At 57.8% G+C, this 22,253-nt stretch carries 20 protein-coding genes; 14 read left to right on the plus strand and 6 right to left on the minus strand.

The window, feature by feature from the left end; all coding sequences use genetic code 11:
- Window position 1 precedes the first annotated feature (1 nt).
- Entirely contained in the window at window positions 2-967 is a 966-nt protein-coding gene (locus KI614_RS09765; RefSeq protein ID WP_226405181.1) for a NapH/MauN family ferredoxin-type protein, read from the plus strand.
- A gap of 192 nt (window positions 968-1,159) precedes the next feature.
- Here the strand turns inward: KI614_RS09765 and KI614_RS09770 are convergent, their stop codons facing one another.
- Window positions 1,160-1,642, minus strand: a complete 483-nt coding sequence (locus tag KI614_RS09770) for an Lrp/AsnC ligand binding domain-containing protein (protein WP_226405183.1) — start codon at window positions 1,640-1,642, stop codon at window positions 1,160-1,162.
- On the opposite strand from KI614_RS09770, the gene KI614_RS09775 reads away from it, so the two are divergent.
- The 11 genes from KI614_RS09775 to KI614_RS09825 all read left to right on the plus strand — a co-directional run bounded on the left by KI614_RS09775 (window position 1,641) and on the right by KI614_RS09825 (window position 11,499).
- Complete coding sequence (locus tag KI614_RS09775; protein ID WP_226405185.1) at window positions 1,641-1,784, plus strand: hypothetical protein; 144 nt, start codon at window positions 1,641-1,643, stop codon at window positions 1,782-1,784. The genes KI614_RS09770 and KI614_RS09775 overlap by 2 nt on opposite strands.
- 272 nt (window positions 1,785-2,056) lie before the next feature.
- A complete protein-coding gene (locus KI614_RS09780) occupies window positions 2,057-2,914 on the plus strand; it encodes an ABC transporter ATP-binding protein (protein ID WP_203466906.1) in 858 nt (285 codons plus the stop codon).
- A 3-nt stretch (window positions 2,915-2,917) separates the two neighbouring features.
- A complete protein-coding gene (locus tag KI614_RS09785) occupies window positions 2,918-3,394 on the plus strand; it encodes a nitrous oxide reductase accessory protein NosL (protein WP_226405187.1) in 477 nt (158 codons plus the stop codon).
- Complete coding sequence (locus tag KI614_RS09790; RefSeq protein WP_203466907.1) at window positions 3,394-4,221, plus strand: ABC transporter permease; 828 nt, start codon at window positions 3,394-3,396, stop codon at window positions 4,219-4,221. The genes KI614_RS09785 and KI614_RS09790 overlap by 1 nt, the downstream gene beginning before the upstream one ends.
- The gene (locus KI614_RS09795; RefSeq protein ID WP_226405190.1) at window positions 4,218-4,712 is read left to right on the plus strand and encodes a TlpA family protein disulfide reductase; all 495 of its coding nucleotides are present in this window, start codon (window positions 4,218-4,220) and stop codon (window positions 4,710-4,712) included. The genes KI614_RS09790 and KI614_RS09795 overlap by 4 nt, the downstream gene beginning before the upstream one ends.
- Before the next feature lie 147 nt (window positions 4,713-4,859).
- Window positions 4,860-5,414: a hypothetical protein gene (locus KI614_RS09800; protein WP_226405192.1), complete on the plus strand. Its 555-nt coding sequence runs from the start codon at window positions 4,860-4,862 to the stop codon at window positions 5,412-5,414.
- A gap of 254 nt (window positions 5,415-5,668) precedes the next feature.
- On the plus strand, window positions 5,669-6,640 hold the full coding sequence (locus KI614_RS09805) for an ABC transporter substrate-binding protein (protein WP_226405194.1): 972 nt from the start codon (window positions 5,669-5,671) through the stop codon (window positions 6,638-6,640).
- Between the two features lie 10 nt (window positions 6,641-6,650).
- Complete coding sequence (locus KI614_RS09810; RefSeq protein ID WP_226405196.1) at window positions 6,651-7,463, plus strand: ABC transporter permease; 813 nt, start codon at window positions 6,651-6,653, stop codon at window positions 7,461-7,463.
- 2 nt (window positions 7,464-7,465) lie between these two features.
- Window positions 7,466-8,257 carry an ABC transporter ATP-binding protein gene (locus KI614_RS09815; protein ID WP_226405198.1) on the plus strand — a complete coding sequence of 264 codons (792 nt, stop codon included), beginning with the start codon at window positions 7,466-7,468 and terminating at the stop codon, window positions 8,255-8,257.
- A 31-nt stretch (window positions 8,258-8,288) separates the two neighbouring features.
- Window positions 8,289-10,130, plus strand: a complete 1,842-nt coding sequence (locus KI614_RS09820) for a sensor histidine kinase (RefSeq protein ID WP_226405200.1) — start codon at window positions 8,289-8,291, stop codon at window positions 10,128-10,130.
- On the plus strand, window positions 10,120-11,499 hold the full coding sequence (locus tag KI614_RS09825) for a sigma-54-dependent transcriptional regulator (protein ID WP_226405202.1): 1,380 nt from the start codon (window positions 10,120-10,122) through the stop codon (window positions 11,497-11,499). The genes KI614_RS09820 and KI614_RS09825 overlap by 11 nt, the downstream gene beginning before the upstream one ends.
- 116 nt (window positions 11,500-11,615) lie before the next feature.
- Here KI614_RS09825 and KI614_RS09830 read toward each other — a convergent pair whose 3' ends face one another.
- Together KI614_RS09830 and KI614_RS09835 are read right to left on the minus strand one after the other, a co-directional pair.
- A complete protein-coding gene (locus KI614_RS09830; protein WP_226405204.1) occupies window positions 11,616-13,709 on the minus strand; it encodes an HD domain-containing phosphohydrolase in 2,094 nt (697 codons plus the stop codon).
- Between the two features lie 136 nt (window positions 13,710-13,845).
- Window positions 13,846-14,460: a transglutaminase-like cysteine peptidase gene (locus tag KI614_RS09835; protein ID WP_226405206.1), complete on the minus strand. Its 615-nt coding sequence runs from the start codon at window positions 14,458-14,460 to the stop codon at window positions 13,846-13,848.
- Between the two features lie 310 nt (window positions 14,461-14,770).
- Here KI614_RS09835 and KI614_RS09840 point away from each other — a divergent pair, with 310 nt between their 5' ends.
- On the plus strand, window positions 14,771-16,000 hold the full coding sequence (locus KI614_RS09840; protein WP_226405209.1) for a tetratricopeptide repeat protein: 1,230 nt from the start codon (window positions 14,771-14,773) through the stop codon (window positions 15,998-16,000).
- Window positions 16,001-16,331: 331 nt separating this feature from the next.
- On the plus strand, window positions 16,332-17,726 hold the full coding sequence (locus tag KI614_RS09845) for a transferrin-binding protein-like solute binding protein (protein ID WP_226405211.1): 1,395 nt from the start codon (window positions 16,332-16,334) through the stop codon (window positions 17,724-17,726).
- 99 nt (window positions 17,727-17,825) lie between these two features.
- On the opposite strand, the gene KI614_RS09850 is transcribed toward KI614_RS09845, so the two are convergent.
- From KI614_RS09850 to KI614_RS09860, 3 genes are read right to left on the minus strand one after another with little or no spacing between them, the layout of a single operon-like run.
- Entirely contained in the window at window positions 17,826-19,619 is a 1,794-nt protein-coding gene (locus KI614_RS09850) for an acyl-CoA dehydrogenase C-terminal domain-containing protein (RefSeq protein ID WP_226405213.1), read from the minus strand.
- Window positions 19,620-19,643: 24 nt separating this feature from the next.
- On the minus strand, window positions 19,644-20,591 hold the full coding sequence (locus tag KI614_RS09855) for an NAD(P)H-dependent flavin oxidoreductase (protein ID WP_226405215.1): 948 nt from the start codon (window positions 20,589-20,591) through the stop codon (window positions 19,644-19,646).
- Window positions 20,591-22,252 (minus strand): long-chain-fatty-acid--CoA ligase, encoded by a 1,662-nt coding sequence (locus tag KI614_RS09860; RefSeq protein ID WP_226405217.1) that lies wholly within the window; start codon window positions 22,250-22,252, stop codon window positions 20,591-20,593. The genes KI614_RS09855 and KI614_RS09860 overlap by 1 nt, the downstream gene beginning before the upstream one ends.
- Window position 22,253: the final 1 nt, after the last annotated feature.

A 22,253-nucleotide genomic window follows, 5' to 3' on the forward strand; every position in this document is an offset into this window, starting at 1 on the left:
GATGAGCCGCTTTACCGATCTCTTCATGGGCATGCTGGGTGCAGCCCCGAAAAAGCCGAAGAAAATTTCCGAGCGTGTCCAGAAAATCATGTTCCTCAAATACGAGGACAAGGACCGCTACATCAAGGAAAAACTCCACGCCCGGGCGCACCACGATGTCAGCCACAAATGGCGCAATCGCCGCTGGGCGGTGCTGATCGCCACTAACCTGCTGTTCGTGCTGTCGTTCTGGCTCGACATCCAGTTGCTCGAAGGTTCACTGACTGCTTCGCGCTTTGCCGGTTTTCACCTGATCGACCTGAACTCTGCCTTGCAGATCATGCTGGCGCACAAGCACATCATCGTGAATTTGTTCATCGGCACATTTACGGTCTTTTTGCTCTGGGTATTGCTCGGCGGCCGCACTTTCTGTTCCTGGGTCTGCCCTTACCACCTGGTTTCAGAACTGACCGAAAAACTGCATCTGATGCTGGTAGACCGCAAGATTGTCACCGACCACGAGTTTCATCGTGGCACGCGCACCGTCTTCTGGGCACTTTTTGCGCTGCTCGCCATCGTGACCGGCTACACCGTTTTCGAGACCCTATCGCCGACCGGTATCCTGTCCCGCGCACTGATTTACGGTCCTGGCCTGGCCTTGGGCTGGGTTGGCCTGCTGCTGCTGTTCGAAGTGTTCTACTCGCGTCGCGCCTGGTGCCGCTACATCTGCCCGATTGGCCTGACCTACGGTGCTGTGGGCAGCATTTCCCCGCTGCAGATCACCTACCACGTCGAACATTGTTTCCACGAGGGCGACTGCCGCAAGGTCTGCCTGGTGCCACATGTGCTCGAAGTCACCGTCAAGGGACGGGCGAGCGACGAAACCATGGGCCTGGGTCCCGATTGCACGCGCTGCGGTCTGTGCGTCGACGTCTGCCCGACCGGCGCCCTGCGCTTCGAAGTCAAGGGCCTGTCGAAATTGCTGTAATCCCCTGCCCCGCCCCAGCCATGCTGGGTCGGGGCAGCCGATATCCGACCTGAAAACGCCGTAGACCGCGAAATTATTCAGGGATAAACCATATAAGGCACGTGCACAGGCCATCGCGGAAACCGCCTCGGTTTCATCGCACCGGTACGCTCGACGGATGGCTTGCCGCAAAATCTCGCGCATTGCCGGCTCCTAGGCTTTCTGGACAAGGTGAGCCAGCGTCAGAGCCGACGAATCCTTGACCTCTTCCATGACCGGGTAGGTATGCGTCTCACGAATTCCAGGCACGCCGGAAAGCACAGCACCGAGAAAATGACGGTAAGCGGCCATGTCCGGCACACGAACTTTCAGGAGATAGTCGTATCCGCCGGCCACCATGTGGCACTCCTGGATTTCATCGATCGCCTGAACGGCATTGCGAAAGGCATCGAAAACCGACTGCGAAGTCCGCTCCAGACCGATCTGGACAAAAACGGTCAGCCCCAACCCCAGGGCAGGTGCAGACAACTGCGCGGCATAGCCCTTGATCAGGCCATTGGCTTCAAGTGATTTGACGCGTTCGAGACAAGGGGTCGGACTCAAGCCAACCAGTTTGGCCAGGGCGACATTGGTCGTCCGGCCATCGGCCTGCAATGCGGCCAGAATATCGAGATCAATTTGATCGAGTTTGTACATGTTGTTCTCCTTGAGCATCCACCCCGCTCACCTGATCCGGACAGTGCTGCCGCCCGGCAAGCGCCAGGATTTGCGCCGCCTGATAAGCCTCGGCGTAACCCGCCGCCAATGCGGCGCCCATGTTGCCGCAGCCGAGCACTAGTAAATTTAGATTGTTCTGCAAAACAAAACTCCTTTAGTCAGATCAACGCCACAAAGCTTGTTTTTCAGAATCCTAAACCATGATTTAAAACAAAACAAGGCATTAAAACCACAGAACATCAAAAACACAGCAGACTTGATTAAAAGAAGAGTCACAGCAGAACAAATCACTGTAAAAAAAAGAAAATGCAGAATATTCAACCAATCCATCCAAATGTTTTTTTTGATGCAGGTTCTAGGTCTGGCCCCATTCGACTTTTATAATCAGGCCCCATGATCCAGTTCAACAACGTCGCAAAAACATTCCGTCGCGCCCAGGTGCTCGATGGAATCAATCTGAATATCGCCATCGGTGAGCGCATTGCGCTGATCGGTTCGAACGGCGCCGGCAAAACCACGTTGATCCGCTGTCTGCTGGGTGAATACACACACGAAGGCAGCATCAGCATCGACGGGCTGGACCCGCGCAGCAACCGGACGGCCGTGCTTGGCAATATCGGTTTCGTACCGCAGCTGCCACCACCGCTGAAAATGCCGGTCGGTCAGTTGATTGATTTTTCCGCCTCGCTGTGCGGCACCGATCCGCAACGCATCCATGCCATTGCCAAACGCCTGGGCCTGGATATCGACGCCATCCTGACACGCCAGTTTGTCCGCCTCTCCGGCGGCATGAAGCAAAAACTGCTGATTGCCATCGCACTCGGGCGCGATGCCAAGGTGCTGATCATGGATGAGCCTGCCGCCAACCTCGACCCTGAGGCGCGCAAGATATTCTTCGATCTGCTGGCCGAGCGGCTGGACAATGCCACGATGATCATCTCCAGCCATCGCCTCGACGAAGTCTCGGCGCTGGTCAATCGCGTCATCGAAATGGATACCGGCAAGGTCGTGCTTGACGACAAGGTGGCCGACGATGTCTCGCTCTCCGGCGTGCTGGCCTGTCGCATTGTCATCAAGCGTTTCGAACCGGCGTTTGCCAAGGCGCTCGATGGCTGGAAATTCACCAGCCGCGATGAAAACCTGGTCTGGGAAGGACAAATTGCCGGCCCGGATCGCCTGCGCTTTTTGGGCATGATTTCGCGGTACACCGCGCTAGTCAGCGATCTGTCGCTGGCCGAGCCGGAATCCTGAGCCGTGTGTTCCCACCCTCGCCGCCGCTTCCTGACCGGACTGGCCAGCAGTGGCTTGCTGCTCACACCGCTGGCCGCCTTGCTTGCCGGCTGCGGCAAATCCGGCTGGCCGGATGGCATGACTGAAATCAAGTGGGACCGCGATACTTGCACCCGTTGCCGGATGGCGATTTCCGACCGGCGCTTTGCAGCCGAAGTCCGCGGCGGACCGAAAGACCAGGTATTCAAGTTCGACGATATCGGTTGCGTCATTTTCTGGCTGAAGGAACAAGCCTGGGGGGACGATGCTGCGGTTCGGCTGTGGGTAGCCGATGCATCGAGCAAACCGGACCAGCTGCTGTGGATCGATCCACGCCAGGCTCATTACGTCGGCGGTAAAACCTCGCCGATGGGTTATAACTTTGCGGCTTATCCGCAGCCCCAGGCCAACAGCCTGGGCTTTGAAGAAATGCGACAGCAACTGCTGCGCCGAGGCAAGTAATGAAACAACTCTGGCTGACTGCAAAACTCGACATCGTGGAATCCATGCGCGCCCGCTGGTTCCAGATATACACGCTGGTCTTCGGCGGCATCGTCGCCCTGCTCTTCCTCTTCGGCCTGACCGAATCGCGCGTCCTCGGCTTTATCGGCCTGTCGCGCCTGCTCGTCACCTACATCCAGCTGACCATGGCCATCCTGCCGATCTTCGTGCTGATCACCACCGTCCGTTCGGTGGCCGGCGACCGCGAGGCCGGCGTCTTCGAATACCTGCTCTCGCTGCCTGTCTCGCTCTCGGCCTGGTTCTGGGGCAAGATTGTCGGTCGCTACATCGTCGTCTTCACACCGGTCTTCCTGGCCATGCTGGCTGCCGTCATCTGGGCCACCATCACCGGCATCGAAGTACCCTGGAGCATGTTCGGCTATTACACTGGCCTGCTCGCCGTCATGGCGGCCTGCTTCCTCGGTATCGGCATGCTCATCTCGGCCGTTGCACGGACTACCGACATGGCGCAGGGTGCTGCCTTCATGGTCTGGCTGGCGCTGCTGCTCTTCCTCGACCTGATCCTGCTCGGCGTGATGATCCAGGGCAAGGTTGCGCCGGAAGTCGCCGTTGGCCTCGCCCTGATCAATCCGCTCCAGGTCTTCCGCACGGCAGCCCTGGCTCTGTTCGATCCGCAACTGATCGTGCTTGGCCCCTCGGCCTATGTCATTCTCGATAACTTTGGCGTACTCGGTTATCAAATCTTCGCCCTGGTTTATCCGGCCTTGCTTGGTCTGATCAGCGCGACGGCCGGCTACTTCATCTTCCGCCGTGGCGACCTGCCGTGAAAAAACTCCTTGCCCCCCTGGTTTTTGCCCTTTTCTCGACGTTGACCGTGGCAGAGGAAATGCCCTCTTCCGCGCCCTTGTTCGACGCCACACTGAACAATCTGGATGACAAGCCTGTCGCGCTGGAGCGTTACAAGGGCAAGCCGCTGGTAGTCAATTTCTGGGCCCGCTGGTGCGGTCCATGCCGGGCCGAAATCCCCGAACTGATCAAGTTCCGCAATGCCCACAAAGGCAAGATCGAGATTCTTGGTATCGGCATTGAAGACAAGGCTGAACCAGCGAAGGAATTTGCCAAGGCCTACGAGATGGATTACCCGCTGTTCGTTGCCAAGGAAAAGGGCATTCCGTTGATGCAGGCACTCGGCAACAGCAAGGGCGGCCTGCCCTACACCTTGTTCATCGACCGTAACGGTCAGGTCGTCCAGAAAAAAATGGGGCTGATCAAGAAGGCTGACCTCGATACCGCAGGCGAACTGCTACTCAAGAAATAAGAGCACCTGTACGCCGAATGACGGCTGCCCCTGCACCGCACTCAGTGACCAGGGTCACAGACAGCCTGAAACACCCTCGCTAGACTCCTGAAACCCCCGCCACCCACTTGGTGTCGGGCGATCAATGACAAGATTTCAGGAGAGACCATGAGAATCCAGCGTTTCGCTTCCGCCCTGCTGCTCGGCAGCCTGGCATTTGCCGCCACCGCCAGTCACGCCGAAGGGCTGCGTTTTTTCCCGGGGCTGGATAGCGGCTTCAAGTTCGAACCAACATTGGCCCTGAGCGCCGGTGTGATGCATGCCAAGGCGGCCGACGATAACAGCCAGCTGGTCTATGGCCTGGATTTCAGCATGAATTGCGGCCTGATCCAGACCCCGGACAATCGCATTCGCACCCACATCCAGATCAACCACGTCAATGAATCGAACGCCAAGGCAACCTCGTTCGAACTCTCTCCGCGCTACACCGTACCGCTGGGCGGCGGTTTCTCGGTCGGTGTCGGGCCGGCACTGGCACTGGTCAAGGCAGACAACGGCCACAACGAGCGCAATCTCTTTGGCTACGGCGTTGCGGCCGGGGCCAATTTCCGCAAGGGTGCTTACTACTCGGGCATCGACCTGCGCTACCTGAACACCAATGAACGCAATAACGTTGAATTTGAAAACTGGGCCTTGATGGCCAAGGTTGGCATCAACTTCTAAATCCAGGCACGCAATGGCCTCGCTGGTCGGGGCTGTTGCCATTCCCGGACCAGAAAAAATTTGTGCGAAAAATCGCACACAGTCGGGCCGGAATTCCGGAAATCCGCAACAATTCCGCTTTACCGAATTACCCAAAAAGACAATTTCAATTTGAAATCAACAAGTTGAAATCCAGCAAAAAGCTGGCACATCTCCTGCAAACGTAGCCAGGCAATCCGCCTTGCGGCCTACGTAAAAAATCAGAGGAGATTTCCATGCACACATCGATTCGTCTTGCCCTGCTCACCGCCTTCGGGATTGGCGCCGCTCAAGCCCAAACACCCGACATCGTCCGGCTCGGCAACCTGAAGTTCGCTCACTACGGCGCCGTTTCCTACATGAAGGAAGCCTGTGGCAAGTACAACCTGAAGGTCGAGGAACGCATGTTCCCGAAAGGCCCGGACATCATGCCGGCCATTGTTGCCGGTGAAATCGATATCGCTGCGCTAGCCTCCGATGGCGCCATCTCGGGGCGCGCCAATGGTGTGCCGATCGTCACCGTGGCCGGCTTCGCCAAGGGCGGGGCGCGTATCGTCGCCGGTGTCGATTCCGGCATCAAGTCGCTGGCCGACATGAAGGGCAAGAAAGTGGGCGTCACGCGTGGCGGCGCACATGAGTTGCTGCTCTACGCAGAGCTGGAGAAAGCCGGCTTGAGCTGGTCCGACAAGCCGGGCAAGGACGTGCAGATCGTCTTCCTGGCTTTCGCCGATCTGAACCAGGCGCTCGCCGCCAAGCAGATCGACGCGATGAACCAGTCCGAACCGCAGTCCTCGCAGGCAATCAACAAGAAATTCGGCGTCGAGATCATGAAGCCCTATACCACCAAGATGGGCGAGCCGGTGCGCCTGCTGGTGATGACCGAGAAGATGTACAACGAGAAGAAGGATGTCGCACAGCGCCTGATGAAGTGCTTCGTCGAAACCACCGCGCTGTTCAACAAAGACAGCGCCTTGGCTGAAAAATACGTGCGCGAGGCTATGTTCAAGGGCCAGATCAGTTCGCAGGACTTCAAGGATGCGATGGATAACGCCGACTACACCTACGACGTCAGCCTCGAACACATCGATATCACCACCGACTTCATGCAGAAATACGGCGTCGGCCGCATGCAGAAGCCGCCCAAGGCGGCCGAGTGGGTCAAGCTCGACCTGCTGCAGAAAGCCAAGACCGAACTCAAGGTAAAGTGAGCGGTCGACCATGAAAAACCTCAAGAATTTCCTGCACGGCGCACTCGTGCCGATCATTTTGCTGATTCTCTGGGAAGCCGGTTCGCGCTTCGGTCTGTTCTCCGAAGTCCTGCTGCCGTCGCCGACCGCCGTCGCCATCAAGTGGTGGGCCTACCTGCTACCGCTGCAGCCACAGGAAGCCGGGCAGAGCTACCTCGCCTGGCTGGTCTCCGGCGAAATGCTGCATGACGCCTACTCCAGCCTGTTCCGCGTCGTTGCCGGCTTCGTCATCGGCGCCGCGCTGGCCCTGCCGCTCGGCCTGCTGATGGGCGCCAGCCCGCGTATCTACGAGCTGTTCAACCCGCTGATGCAGATCCTGCGGCCGATCCCGCCGATCGCCTACATTCCGCTGGCGATCCTCTGGTTCGGTCTGGGCAATCCGCCGTCCTTCTTCCTGATCGCGATCGGCGCCTTCTTCCCGGTGCTGATGAACACCATCGCCGGTGTGCGCCAGGTGGACGGCATCTATCTGCGCGCGGCGCGCAACCTCGGCGTCAATCAATGGACGATGTTCACGCGCGTCATCCTGCCCGCCGCGACGCCCTACATCCTGGCCGGCGTGCGCATCGGCATCGGCACTGCCTTCATCGTGGTGATCGTCTCCGAGATGATCGCGGTCAATGACGGACTGGGCTTCCGCATCCTCGAAGCACGGGAATTCATGTGGTCGGACAAGATCATCGCCGGCATGATCACCATCGGCCTGCTCGGCCTCTTCATCGACAACGCGGTCAGCCGCCTGAACAACCATTTGCTGCGCTGGCACCGCGGCCTGGAGCACTAAGCATGAGCCAGATCCTGATCAACAACGTCCAGAAAGTCTTCAAGACGCCGGGCAAGGATGTCATTGCACTGAAAGACATCAACCTGACCATACAGCCCGGCGAATTCGTCTGCCTGCTCGGTCCTTCGGGCTGCGGCAAGTCGACACTGCTCAATGCTGTCGCAGGCTTTCAGCCGCCTTCTGCCGGTGAAATCATCATCAACCGAAAAACGATCGTTGCCCCCGGCCCGGATCGCGGCATGGTCTTCCAGGAATACGCGCTGTTCCCGTGGATGACCGTGGCGCAGAACATCGCCTTCGGCCTTGAAGTCCAGAAGAAGGAAAAAGCCGAGATCGACCTGACCGTAAACCAACTGCTCGACCTGCTGCATCTCAACGACTTCCGCGACCGTTTCCCGAAGGACTTGTCGGGCGGCATGCGCCAGCGCGTCGCCATCGCCCGCGTCCTCGCCCTCGATTCGCCGATCATGCTGATGGACGAGCCGTTCGGCGCGCTCGACGCGCTGACCCGGCGCAATCTGCAGGATGAACTGCTGCGCCTTTGGGAAAAGCTGGGCAAGACCATCCTCTTCGTGACGCACTCGATCGAGGAATCGATCTACCTGGCCGACCGCATCGTGGTCATGACCTACCGTCCCGGCACAGTCAAGCGCGACCAGTATGTCGACATGCCACGCCCGCGTGACCCGGCCTCGGCTCAATTCAACGAACTGAAGCGAGAACTGGGGCGTCTGGTCATGGAAGAGCAGCAGCGCCATGCAGCCGATGAAATGAAACTTGCTGCGGTCGACTGAGAAAAATGCACAAAATCGGTAGGATGGCGGGGTGAATAGCCCTCGCCATCCAATCACCGGCAAACTCTCCAGCCGCACCCTGCTCACGCTGGGTGCGGCAATTTCGTTCTGCCTGCTGCTTGGCTGGCTGGCCTACCGGATATTTGGCGGCATATATCTCAACAGCGAACGCCAACTGGCCCGGCAGCGTCTCGACGCACTCGCCCTGTCGCTTGAAGCCACCTTGAGCCGCAACGAGTCACTCCCCGGCCTGCTTGCGCTCGATCCATCGCTCTCGGCCCTGCTGCACCAACCGGATAGCGAACAACGGATCGTCGCAGCCAATGCGTATCTTGAAGCGGCACAGCAAGGCGCTGCCGTATCTGCTGCCTTCCTGATCGATGCTCACGGCAAGACGCTGGCCGCCAGCAACTGGCGCCAGGCACGCAGCTTTGTCGGTCACAATTACGGCTTCCGGCCCTACTTCGTCGATGCCATCAACAACGGCCTGGGCCGCTTTTACGGAGTCGGCGTCACCACCGGCGAGCCCGGTTATTTCCTGGCAGCCCCGGTGCGCGACGGTCAACAAGCCCTGGGCGTGATTGCCCTGAAAGTTGGCCTGGAAGCCATCGAACAAGCGCTGGCCGGTGCCGGGGAAACGCTGTTCCTGGTTGATGCTGACGGCGTCATCTTTCTTTCCCCCGACCGTCGCCTGCGCTACCACACGCTGACCCCGCTCAGTGACGCAGCAGCAGCCCGGCTGGGCGATACCCGTCAATATGGTCGCCAGGCCATCACACCGCTCAGTACGCTACCGCTCGCCCTCGACCGGATCGAGCCGGTCCGCCTCGCCTTACCGGGAGAGGCACCGCGTGACGTCTTGCTGACAACCCGGCCTGTCGGTTCGCTCGGCTGGCAGCTCGTCCAACTGGGCGACCCAGGGGAAGCTCATTCAATCGCCCTGGGCAGTGCGTTGGCAACCAGCTTTGCCTGCGCCTTTCTGCTCGGACTTGCCGCCCATGTTCGCCACCGCCAACGTCGACGCGAAGAACTGCGCCGGATTTATGGCCAGCTTGAACAACGCATTGCCGAACGGACAGTCGATCTGACTGAAAAAATCGCTGCGCTGGAACGGACCGAAGCGATTCTGCGCGAAACCCGGAACAGCGCCGTACAGGCCGGCAAACTGGCAGTGCTGGGCCAGATGTCGGCCGGTATCACGCATGAACTGAATCAGCCGCTCGCCGCACTGCAAACTTTCGCCGATAACGCCAGCGCCTTGCTTGAGCGCGGTCGACATGCCGAAGTGGCCGAAAACCTGACGATGATCAGCGACCTGATCGAGCGCACCGGACGCATCGTGCGCCAACTGAAGACATTTTCACGCAAGGAATCATCCGTTCCGCAAGCCGTCACGGTGAAAACAGCGATCGAACACGCCTTGATGATCATCGAACCCCGGCGTCGCGAGTTGATGGCCACCATCAGCATTCTGCCCATCGCAGACGACTTTCAGGCGCTGGCCGAACCCGGCCGCCTGGAACAAATACTGGTCAACCTGATGCGCAACGGGCTCGATGCCATGTCCGACCAGCCCGCCCCGCATCTTGAAATCAATGCCACCGGGCAAGGCGGTCGAATCACGATCGAGGTTCGCGATCACGGCCAGGGAATTTCCGATGAGGTTCAGGCGCACCTGTTCGAACCTTTCTACACCACCAAGACAGCCAGCGACGGGCTCGGACTCGGTCTGGCCATTTCACTGACCATTGCCGAAAGCTACGGCGGCACACTGGCCACCCACAACGCCCCCGATGGCGGAGCCATCTTCACCTTGACCCTGAACGCAGCGCCTTCCATCCACCCAAATCAGCACACGGCACATGACGCTTGAGTCCCCCACCAACATGCCCCCGGTCTTTTTCGTCGAAGACGATACTGCCGTTCGCAAAGGCTGCGAACAGGCGCTGTCGCTGGCCGACATCCCGGTGCGCGGCTTTGCCGATGCCGAAGCAATGCTTGCAGCACTGGCCACCACCACACCGGCGCTGGTCGTCACCGATGTCCGCCTGCCCGGCCGCGATGGGCTGGCCTTGCTGCGTGACTTGCGCCAGCACGACCGCGAACTGCCGGTCCTGCTGATCACCGGTCACGGCGATGTTGCCATGGCGGTCGAAGCGATGCGCGAAGGGGCTCACGATTTCATCGAAAAACCATTTCAATCCGAGCGCCTGGTTGCCGCTGTACGCAGTGCGCTTGAAAAGCGCGCGCTGGTTCTTGAAAACCGTCAGCTGAAATCACAACTCGGCCAGCTCGGCACCGCCGGAATCATCGGCCAGTCACCGGCCATGCAACAAATCAGGCAGCTGGTCGCAACCCTCGCCCCCACCGGGGTCGATATTCTGGTCAACGGGGAAACCGGCAGCGGCAAGGAAGTCATTGCCCGCGCGATTCATGAAGCCAGCCACCGACGCGGGCCGTTTGTCGCGGTCAACTGCGGCGCATTGCCGGAAACGGTTTTCGAAAGCGAGCTGTTCGGTCACGAAGCCGGAGCCTTCACCGGCGCCGGCAAACGCCGTATCGGACGTGTTGAGCACGCCAACGGCGGCACGCTGTTTCTCGATGAAATCGAGTCAATGCCACTCAATCTTCAAGTCAAGCTGTTGCGTGTTCTGCAAGAGCGATCGATTGAACGGCTGGGCAGCAATCATGCCATTCCGGTCGATTGCCGACTGGTTGCCGCCAGCAAGACTGACTTGAAGATGGCCGCCGACCGCGGGCAATTCCGGGCTGATCTCTACTATCGCCTTAATGTCGTCAGCATCGACCTTCCGCCCCTGCGCCAACGACGCGACGACATTCCATTGCTGATGGCCAGCTTTCTCCAGGAAGCGGCCAAGCGCTATCAACGTCCGCCAGCCAGTTGGACCCCGGCCGACCTGCTGCGCTGGAATGCCCACGACTGGCCCGGCAATGTACGTGAATTGAAAAACGTCGCCGACCGCTGGGCGCTCGGCCTGCCCGATGCTTTGACCCCGGTGGCGACCCCGGTGGCGGACAATCTGTCGTTGGCCGAACAGGTTGATCAGGCTGAAAAACGAGGCATCGAAAATGCACTCAGGCAGGTGTCGGGTAATGTTTCCCAAGCGGCCGAGTTGCTTCAACTGCCCAAGAAAACCCTGTACGACAAACTGACCCGGCACAGTATTGCTGCCGAGCAATTCCGCAATTCGCTTGGCAAGCCCGCCCAAGGCGGCGAATAAGGAGGAACGCGCCCCTGAGCGCCTGCGCCGCCAGGCGTTAAGCACGTTAATGCAATCGCCATCCAGGCGACCAAACGAGGACACGGCCTTACAGCCTGTGTCCTCGCTGCAGTCAATCATCCCTTAGTCGACTCTTCCTTGCCTTCCGCATTCATCGAAGACCAGGAAATCCACTCCGGACGATTTTCCGCCACATGGAACAACGCAGCCACGACGTGGCGATCGTAACGTTTGCCAGCATCGCTCAACAATTTATCGAGCGTTTCATTGATCGGAACACCCACACGGTAAGCCCGTGCGCTGACCATGGCGACAAAGGCGTTGGCAACTGCCAGAACACGGCTTTCCGGCAAGAGGTCAGATTCCTTCAGGCCCCCTGGATAGCCGCTGCCATCAAGATGTTCGCTCTTCTGGGCGATGATATCGAGAACCGGACCTTCGAAGTCAATGCCTTCAAGCAAGGCTAGCGTGTGCTCGACGTGCGACTGAACCAGCTTGTGCTCCTCGGCATCGAGCGGCACAGTCTTGGTCAGCAACTCGCGGGGCAGGAAAATCTTGCCTACATTGGCCAGGCGTGCCGACATTTCAAGTGCTTCCTGGGTTTTCTCATCCATACCGAGTTCGCGAGCAATCGCGCTGGCAACCAGCGCCGTACGCATCGAATGGCCGGCACTGAACGGATCATGCAGATCAACAATCGAACTAAGCACACCGACCAGGTTTTTCATCAATGCCTGACGCTTGGATGCTTCTGCCCGCTGCGCGGACATGTCGCGCCCCAGGCACAGAACCAGTCCGGACTCCTTCGAAATATTGATCGGCACAGCGGTCAGGTACAGGCTGCCCGATAAACCCCCTTGCCCATCCTCGATCATTCGTGACACCGACTTGCCATCGGCCAGCGTATCGCTGACCAGTGTCTCGATCACTTTCGCCGCGGCCGGCCCCATCACGCTGGAAAGTGTCTTGCCACGCAGATTGGCGGGCGCTTCATCAACCAAGGTACCAAACGCCTTGTTGCTGTACCAGAGATTATCGCCTTCAACGATGAACATCAGGTCCGGGCTGCCATCCATGACGCCCTGCAGCAAAGCCGACTGACTTTCCAGTTGATCCGCCTTTTCGCGCAAGACCTCTGCCGTATTCCGTTCCTGGACGCTCGAACCATGCCACCAGGCGGCACCGATACTGGCCGCAATGACCAAAGCGGCCAGCGTCAGTGAGGTAATCAGGAAACGCTGATGACTGTCAGACTCTTTCAGAGCCTCGGCCGCATCAATTTTTTCGATCACGATCCAGGGGGCCTGGCGAAGCCCGCGACTAACTGCCAGCACATCACGCCCCCCCTGATCCGCCGCACTCATGAAACTCCCCGGACTGAGCACCGCACGAACCTCAGCCAACGTCGAATTTGCAAGAGGAATCCGCTTGCGCAGGGGACCAGTACCGTCGGCCATGGGCGAAACCACATCGACGAACTCGCCCTCCTGACGCAGCAAAACCGTCTCACCGGATGCCGTTACCGTGCTTTTACGGGTCAGCAGCGGGAAAATTTCATCACGCGCCCGTTTGACGCCACCGATTGCACCAATCACCTGTTGCCTGCCATCCAGCAGGTTGACCGGGAAAATCGGCATCGCATAGCCGACGACCACTTCGCCGCGCCCATTCACAAAGAAATCCTGAACAGCCGGTTTGCCGGTCTTGATAACTTCTTTCAAGGTTGCCTTCAGCCGGTCATCGCTACGAAAACCCGCCGTTTCGACCACGCTGTTGCCGGCTGCGTCAAGAATCACAATCCCCGAGTCGGAAACCACATCGATATTGGCCGGCACCTTGGCCTGGCCGGAAGCTACGGAAAAACCGGTACGCCCTGCGGTCGACTCAAGCAAATTGCGCAAATACGTTACCTGGGCCGCCTCAGCCCCGGCACCCGCAGCATCGCCTCCGGCAGCCAACTGCGACATATAAAAACGCAGCGAAGCATTTTCAGCCAGTTCCTTGAAGACCTGCGACTGGGTATCGACCCATTGCCCGACTCCCTGAACCCGCCCATCCGCCACAATGCCCAGCAAGGTTTCCCACGCACGAAGATCGCGTGCCTTTTCCTTATCTACATAAGCAACGATCGACCCGATGCCGATTACTGCCAGCACGATGAGGCCAATGACGGCGCTAAGCCAACTGGAACGCCAAGCTATCGTTTTCATGATTGATCAACCTTTGCAAAAGCACATTGATTGCAGCACCGGTCAGTTGGCAACACACAATCTACAGCCCGATGAATACCGACGAAATCATAGGATCTGCCGACCGAATTAACAATTGAAGAAAACTGTGACTGACTCATGGCAAATGCATCCACCAATTACGTTCATTGAGAGAGAAAACCGGTACATAGTGCGAAATCTTGGAATGTGGAACGATGTTCTGGATCTGGTTATCCAGAATCATGATCCCTTCAGGCACATACAAGGCAAGAATGGCGTGCGGAATACGCAAGTTGGAATCCTGGACAACAACGATACGCAGTTGCTCGGCAGGCACACCGAGTTGGCGTAACGAAAAATACTTGATGATGGCGTAATCTTCACAATCGCCCCCCAAAGTCAGGAACTCGCGGGGAATCGCCCAGTAGTCGCTCTTACCGTAATTATCCTGATCAAGAACATAGCGAAAACGATTGGCGAATTCGTTGACCGCAATCGCCTGATCGCGCAGGCTCCGATTCCGCAAAGAAGCCAGCAATTGCTGCCATTCCGGTGCTTTACAAAGATTTGCCGGGCAATTTTCCGGGGTCGCCACATCCCCCTGATGCCGGCGCATTACCGAAACCCATTGGGGGAAAATGGTAAAACCTTCCTTGCGCTCTTCCTTGTAATTGAAGAGTCGAGGCTCGGTCGGCCCCTGCGCCCGTCCTGCAACAGGCAGGCAAACCAGTCCCATCACCAGAAGATACATCGCAACTCTAGCGAAAAGACTCAGTGCCACACATTTGACTCAGGAGTGAGATTTAGCGAAGGGCGACATCGAATGTACTCCGGATGTCTGCGACAGAAACTTCACAAAACGACAGAATTGCAAAGATACAACACAGCGTCATTGATCGCGACTGAAAAACGATTCCTTTCAGGATATTGCCGTCAAGAATCGTTACAATCGGGCGGATATTTTTTTAGCTCAAATAAAGTACGCTCAAGAGGAAAGATACATGAATGACCGCAAACTAGGAACAATCGGCTTTTTGACGCACACTTCTGTCGCAGTTCTGATGACTATTGCCGGCCTGTCTTCTGTTTCCGCTCAAGAATCTGCTGATGCCGAAAAACTGTTCAAGGAAGGTATTTTCCTGCGCGAACAAGGCCAGATTTTCAATTCGATCAACGCACTTGAAACAGTACTGACCAACGACCCAACCCTCCAGCGCGCCCGCCTGGAACTGGCTGTCGCCTATTTCCGCGCACTGAACTACGAACAAGCCAGCAAGCAAGCCCAGCGCGTTCTCGACGATCCGAAAACACCGGAAACCGTCCGCCTCGCAGTGCTGACCTTCCTTGCCCAGATCAAGCGTGACGAAGCTGCACTGGCTGCCAATCCGCACAATTTCGAGCCATCGATTTCTCTCGGCGCAATGTATGACAACAACGTCAACGTTGGCCCGAGCGGCACCACCCTGCCCGGCGGCCTTGTCCTGACACCGGGCTCAAGCCCGAAAAGCGACTGGGCAAGCGTTCTGCAGGCCGGTGTGACCCACACCTACAATTCCCCGCTGGTCATTCCCTTCGGTCAGACGCCAACCCGCCTGATCTGGCAAAGTAGCGCAGGCTACTACCACAAGGGTTATGTCAACATGACCGACTTCAACCTGACGGCCCTGACCTTCGCTACCGGCCCGGGCTTTATTGCTCCGAACAGCTGGCGTGCCAAGCTCAACTTCCAGGTTGACAACCTCCGCCTCGGTAGCGAGCAACTGGGTTTGTACAGCTCTGTCGCTCCGACCGCCACATGGCAGCTCAAGAACGGCGAACTGACGGTTGATGGCCTGGCACTGCACAAGCGCTTTGACCGCAAGATCGACGATGGTCGTGACAGCAACTACTTCTCCGCCGGCCTCTCTTACGGCCACCTGTTCTTTACCGGCAAGCTGGCTGCTCAGGTTGGCGTCAAAGGCTTCAACGAAAAGGCTGACCTCGAGCGCTTCACCAACCGAGGCTGGGAAGGCTTCATCGGCGCCAACGTTGCAGCCTGGACGAATGGCTCGGTCTATGGTCGCTACAGCTACCGTACTGCCAGGTACGACGGTGTCGAACCGATCTTTGCTGTTGCCCGCGAAGAATTCGAAGACCGTTACGAAGTCGGTGCCGGCCACAACTTCAAGGAAGGCCTGATGAAGGACTGGAAACTGTCCGGCAACTGGGTCCGCAGCGAAGCTCACGCCAATGTCAGCATCTACACCTACCAGCGTGAAGTGCTGAGCGTCAATCTGGCCCGCTCGTTCTAAGCCTAAAAAGCAACTCGGTATTACCCTGATCGCCCCTTTTGGGGCGATCAGCTTTTTGACAGTACCTTCTGCTGTCACGACGACCTTATGGTCAGATCAAATAACACCTTAATAGCTCACACAAATGTTGACACATTGTACGAAGGTACAATTGTCACTTAACCAGCATGCTCCTAGAATGTGGACACGATGCAGTCATTCAAAAATCATCTTGAAACACTCAACAAGTAAACCGAATAGTTTATTTGCACTTGCAATCGCATATCCATCCACTACAGTGAAATCAAGACACACTGCTTCATAGTTGAGCCACTTTCGAAGGAGCAACATCATGTCAAACCGTAAAACAATCATTGCCGCATCCATCATTGCCATTCTTGCCAGCGGAAGTGTAATTGCCAAAGGCAATGACCTGAATGAAGACAAATGGGGTCAAACCCGCTCATATGGTCAGGTGTTCGTCTCCGATGATTCAGTGGACTCCTGGGGGCCGTGGGGTGATTTCGTTGAGCCTGCCGCAGGCGGGCCAATCATCAATGCAATTTCAATGCTCGGTGCCGGCAGCAGCGATTCTTACCGTAATATCCCAGCCTTGTTGAATCCTGTTGTGGCCAACACGGGTTGTGCAGCCGGCACATGGTGCGGTTATGCCATTTCAAAAACCACTACAAATAATGGTTATCCATCGGTCTTTTTCTTTAACGATGAGCCTCAACCCAAGCACAAGAATTTATATGATGCAGCCCTGTTTGAGTTAACGCCAAATCGCGATGGCAACAGCGGCGAAGGTACTATTGCTTGGCGCCTGACTTCCTTGAGTGGTACTGAGTCAGCTAATTCGGGTGGTCCCTTGAATGCCACGTTTGGCGGCGGCACCAAGAGTCCGGAAGAGGGCAAGACCGTTAAGGTTTGGGTTCAAACAGGGAAATGGCCATGGATGGGTCACTTCGAGTATAAATATGTCGTCACCTCCCCCGAGGGCGCCAAGTGGGACAATACGGATGAAAGCACTCACCACTTCACGGCCTCCAGTGAATCAAAGGGTAGCCAGGCTTCCGCCACAGGTTTCTCGCAAAACTCGAAAGCAACCGAAGCCTCGGATGCAGTTAGCGCAACAAAAATGTGGACTTGGTTTGGCTTGATTCCGACGTACGGTCCTCGCACACCATTTACCGATGCCGTTTTGAGCGCTGACGAACAAGTTGCTGTCGGCGAGTTTTTCCGCGAAGTGCTGGCTTATACCAGCAACGGTCAGGATGAAATGCTCCGTCGCCCGAATTACAGTTCAACGGTCACCGAAGGCTACTATGTCGCCGGTGTCGCAACGCCCCAGGCCTATCTCGACAGCCAGCGTGCGGGCAATGTCAGCGCAACCTATCGCGGCGGCAGCTTTGATGGTTCGCGCCAAGGTTACGTGACGGTTAACGTCGACTTTGGGCAAGCCAAGTGGAATGGCTCTTGGTACGGTGGCACGGATAGTCAAGCGATGAACTTCAACGCATCCGGCAATATCAACGGTGCAAACCTTGCCTCCACCAGTGTCAGCGCAACGCCTATGCTCAACAACAACAACGTTTCCTACTCCGGGTCAGTCAATGGCACGTTCTACGGTCAGCAAGCTGGCTCAATCGGTGGTGTTTCAAACGTCAGCAAGGCAGTCAACAACCAGATTGTGCAAACACAGAACGCAGTCTTTCTGGTTAACAAGGTTGTGCAACCAAAGTAACGCCTTCAACTAGTAGCTATCAGTAATGACAAAGGCGCCTCTCGGCGCCTTTGTCATTGTTGGAGGAATGAGTTCTCCCCCCCGTCAGCGATAGACGGTTCAGAACAGCTCGTCACCCATCCCAGCCAGTGCGGCATCGCCAGCCTTGACGGTTTCACCGTAGGACGTGGCGAGCGGCAGCATCTGGTCGGCGTAGAAGCGGGCTGTTGCAACCTTGGCGCGGTAGAACGCCTGATCGCCCTCGCCTTTTTCCAGACAGGCAGTCGCAGCCAGTGCGGCCTTGCCCATGAACCAGCCGCCGCAAACGGTCACGGCCAGGTGCAGATAAGGGACTGCTGCGGTCAACACACCGGAAAGGCCGGTTTTGGCATTGGCTGCCAGCCATTCGGTGGCATCGGTCCAGGCCTTGAGTGCGACACCGAGACGCTGGGCGATGGCTTGCAGTTCCGGCTTGCCGGAGGCGGCGAGTGCTTTGGCCGTGGCGTGCACTTCGCCAAAAATGACCTTGGCAGTCGCGCCCTGATCGCGCATCAGCTTGCGGAACAGCAGATCGTTCGCCTGAATGCCCGTCGTGCCTTCGTAGATCGTGGTGATGCGCGAATCGCGCCAGTGCTGGGCAGCGCCGGTTTCCTCGATAAAGCCCATGCCGCCGTAAATCTGGATACCGAGCGAGGTGACTTCGATGCCCATTTCAGTCCCGCCACCCTTGACGATGGGAATCATGAATTCGGCGAGGAAGAGATTGCGCTTCTTCTCGTCGGCATCGGTCGCGGCGTGGGCGCGATCAAGCAGGCAGGAGGTGTAGTAAGCCATGGCACGGCAGGCTTCGACGCGTGATTTCATCAACATCAGCATGCGACGGATGTCCGGATGCTTGTCGATCGTGACCAGCGCTTCGCCGGTCACCGCATCGCGGCCCTGCTTGCGTTCGCGGGAGAAGCTCAGCGCCTGCTGGTAAGCACGCTCGCCGATGGCGATACCTTGCAAGCCGACGCCGAGGCGGGCTTCGTTCATCATGATGAACATGTATTCGAGGCCGCGATTGGCTTCGCCGAGCAGGTAGCCGACTGCACCGCCATTGTCGCCATAGGCCATGACGCAGGTCGGGCTGGCGTGGATGCCGAGCTTGTGCTCCAGGGAAACGCAGTAAGCATCATTGCGCGCGCCGAGTGAGCCATCGGCATTGACCATGAACTTGGGCACCAGGAACATCGAAATGCCCTTCACCCCGGCCGGTGCATCCGGCAGACGGGCGAGTACGAGATGGACGATGTTGTCCGTCATGTCGTGGTCGCCGTAGGTGATGAATATCTTCTGGCCGAAAACCTTGTAGCTGCCATCGGCCTGCGGTTCGGCACGCGAACGGATCAGCGCCAGATCGGAGCCGGCTTGCGGCTCGGTCAGGTTCATTGTCCCGGTCCACTCGCCGGAAATCATCTTTTCCAGATAGGTTGCCTTGAGTTCGTCGCTGGCGCAGGTCAGCAGTGCTTCGACGGCGCCGGTGGTGAGCAAGGGGCCAAGGCTGAAAGCCATATTGGCCGAGCAGAGCATTTCCTTGACGACGATGCCCAGGGTGTCGGGCAAGCCCTGACCACCGAATTCGGCCGGCGAGGTAATGCCGTTCCAGCCGGCTTCGCGGTACTGGGTATAAGCATCCTTCCAGCCATTCGGCGTGGTCACGCCATTCGGCGTCAGCTTGCAGCCTTCCTTGTCGCCGGTATGGTTGAGCGGGGCCAGCACTTCGCCAGCAAATTTGGCGGCTTCGTCGAGAATGGCATCGGCCAGATCCGGCGTCGCTTCCTCGAAACCGGCGATCTGGCTCAACTCCCTGAAACCAGCCAGTTCATCCATGACAAAACGCATGTCTTTTACAGGTGCGCGGTAATCACTCATCTTGCTGTCTCCTTTTAGGTATTTTCAGAATGGATTGCTGCTCAGTGCCACCTTGGCACTGCGATATTCATGTTGCAAACGATTGACCAGTTCAGCCGTCGGCATCACGTCATCAATCGTGCCGACGCCCTGCCCGGCACCCCAGATGTCCTTCCAGGCCTTGGCGTCACGGCTGCTGCCGAAGCTCATCGAACTCTTGTCCTTTTCCGGCAGATTGGCCGGATCGAGACCGGAAGCGACGATGCTCTTGCTCAGGTAATTGCCATGCACGCCGGTGAAATACGGCGTATAGACCACGTCCTTGGCGGCCGAATCGATAATTGCCTGTTTATAGGCGTCGACCGCGTTGGCCTCCTTGGTCGCGATGAAACGCGTCCCGATGTAGGCAAAATCGGCGCCCATGGCTTGCGCCGAGAGAATGGCGTTGCCGTTGGTGATCGAACCGGACAAGGCAATCGGGCCATCGTAGAACTTGCGGATTTCACCAACCAGGGCAAACGGGCTGAGCGTACCGGCATGGCCGCCGGCGCCGGCGCAGACCAGGATCAGGCCGTCGACCCCGGCTTCCAGTGCCTTTTCGGCATGGCGCACGCTGATCACGTCATGGAAGACCTTGCCGCCATAGGAATGCACATGCGGCACGATGGCGGTCGGCGCCGACAAGCTGGTGATGATCAACGGCACTTCATGCTTGACGCACAACGCCATGTCATGTTCCAGCCGCTCGTTGGAGGGATGGATGATCTGATTGACGGCAAACGGTGCGGCATTCGGATCTTCGGCCAACTCGGTCTTGATGCGGATCAGCCAGTCATCGAGCAATTCCTTCGGCCGGGCGTTAAGCGCCGGAAAGGAGCCGATGATGCCGCTTTTGCATTGTGCGATGACCAGATCCGGGTTGGAAATGATGAACATCGGCGCACAGATGACCGGCAGACGAAGGTTCTTGTTGAGTGATGCTGGAATGGCCATTACGCCCCCTCTTTCAGTGCGCGACGCAGGATCTTGCCGACGTTGGTGCGTGGCAGGTCGTCGCGGAATTCGACATGTTTGGGTATTTTGTAGCCGGTCAGTTGCGTCCGGCAGTGCTCGATAACCATGCGCTCATTGATCGCCGGGTCCTTGCGCACGATGAAAACCTTGACCGCTTCACCGGAATGTTCGTCCTGCACCCCGATCGCGGCGACATCCAGGATGCCGGGCATCATCGCGATGGCCTCTTCGACTTCATTCGGATAGACGTTGAAGCCGGACACCAGAATCATGTCCTTCTTGCGGTCGACCAGGAAAATGAAGCCATTCTTGTCGACATAGCCGACATCGCCGGTGCGCAGGAAACCATCCTGCGTCATCACATTCGCGGTTTCCTCGGGACGCTGCCAGTAGCCGGCCATGACTTGCGGACCACGAATGCAGATTTCGCCGACTTGAGTCACCGGCACCTCGCTGCCGACGTCATCGCGAATCGACACTTCGGTCGACGAAATCGGCAAGCCGATCGAGCCGTTGAATTCGTGCATGTCGAGCGGATTGATCGTTGCAGCCGGTGAAGTCTCGGTCAAACCGTAGGCCTGGAGCAGCGGCGTCCCGGTAATCTTCAGCCAACGGTCGGCCACCGGTCCTTGCACCGCCATGCCGCCGCCCAGCGTCACATTCATCGTCGAAAAATCGAGGCTGGCGAAATCCGGGTGATTGAGCAGCGCATTGAACAAGGTGTTCACACCGGTCACGACCGTGATCGGATACTTGCGCCATTCCTTGATGAACCCGGGAATATCGCGAGGATTGGCAATCAGCAGATTGCGCGCACCGATCATCAGGAAGGTCAGGCAATTCGCGGTCAATGCAAAGATGTGGTACAGCGGCAAGGCAGTAATGATGAATTCCTGCCCCTCATGCACCACCGGCTTGATCCAGCTGTAAGCCTGCATCACGTTGGCGCTGATATTCGCATGGGTCAGCATCGCCCCCTTTGAAACACCGGTCGTTCCCCCGGTGTACTGCAGGAAAGCGATATCGTCGTGACGCAACGTCACCCCTTTGGCACCCTGCTTGCGCCCAACGGAAAGTGCCGTACTGAAGCCGATCGCACCGGGCAGATTCCAGGCCGGCACCATCTTCTTGACATGGCGCACCACCATATTGACCAGCAAGCCCTTGAGCGCGCCCAGCATTTCGCCCATCGGCGTCACCACGACGTGCTTGATCGCCGTCTGGCCAATCACCTGTTCCAGCGTATGGGCAAAATTCTCGACGATGACAATCGTTTCAGCCCCTGAATCCTTCAACTGGTGCGCCAGCTCACGCGGCGTATACAGCGGATTGCAATTGACCACGACGCCACCGGCCCGCAGGGTGCCGAACAAGGCCACCGGATATTGCAGCAGGTTGGGCATCATCAATGCAACCCGGTCACCCTTCTTCAGGCCACGGGATTGCAGCCAGCCGGCAAAGGCACGGGTTTCCTCATCCAGTTCGGCATAGGTCATTTCCTTGCCCATGCTGACGTAGGCCACCTGCTTTGCGTACTTGCTGCAGGCATCCTCGAACAGCGCAACGAGCGAAAGAATGTGGTCGATACTGATATCGGCCGGCACACCGGGGGGATAGCTCTTGAGCCAGATCCTGTCCATT

Origin of the sequence: Dechloromonas denitrificans (genome assembly GCF_020510665.1) — a bacterium.
Lineage (GTDB): Bacteria > Pseudomonadota > Gammaproteobacteria > Burkholderiales > Rhodocyclaceae > Azonexus > Azonexus denitrificans_B.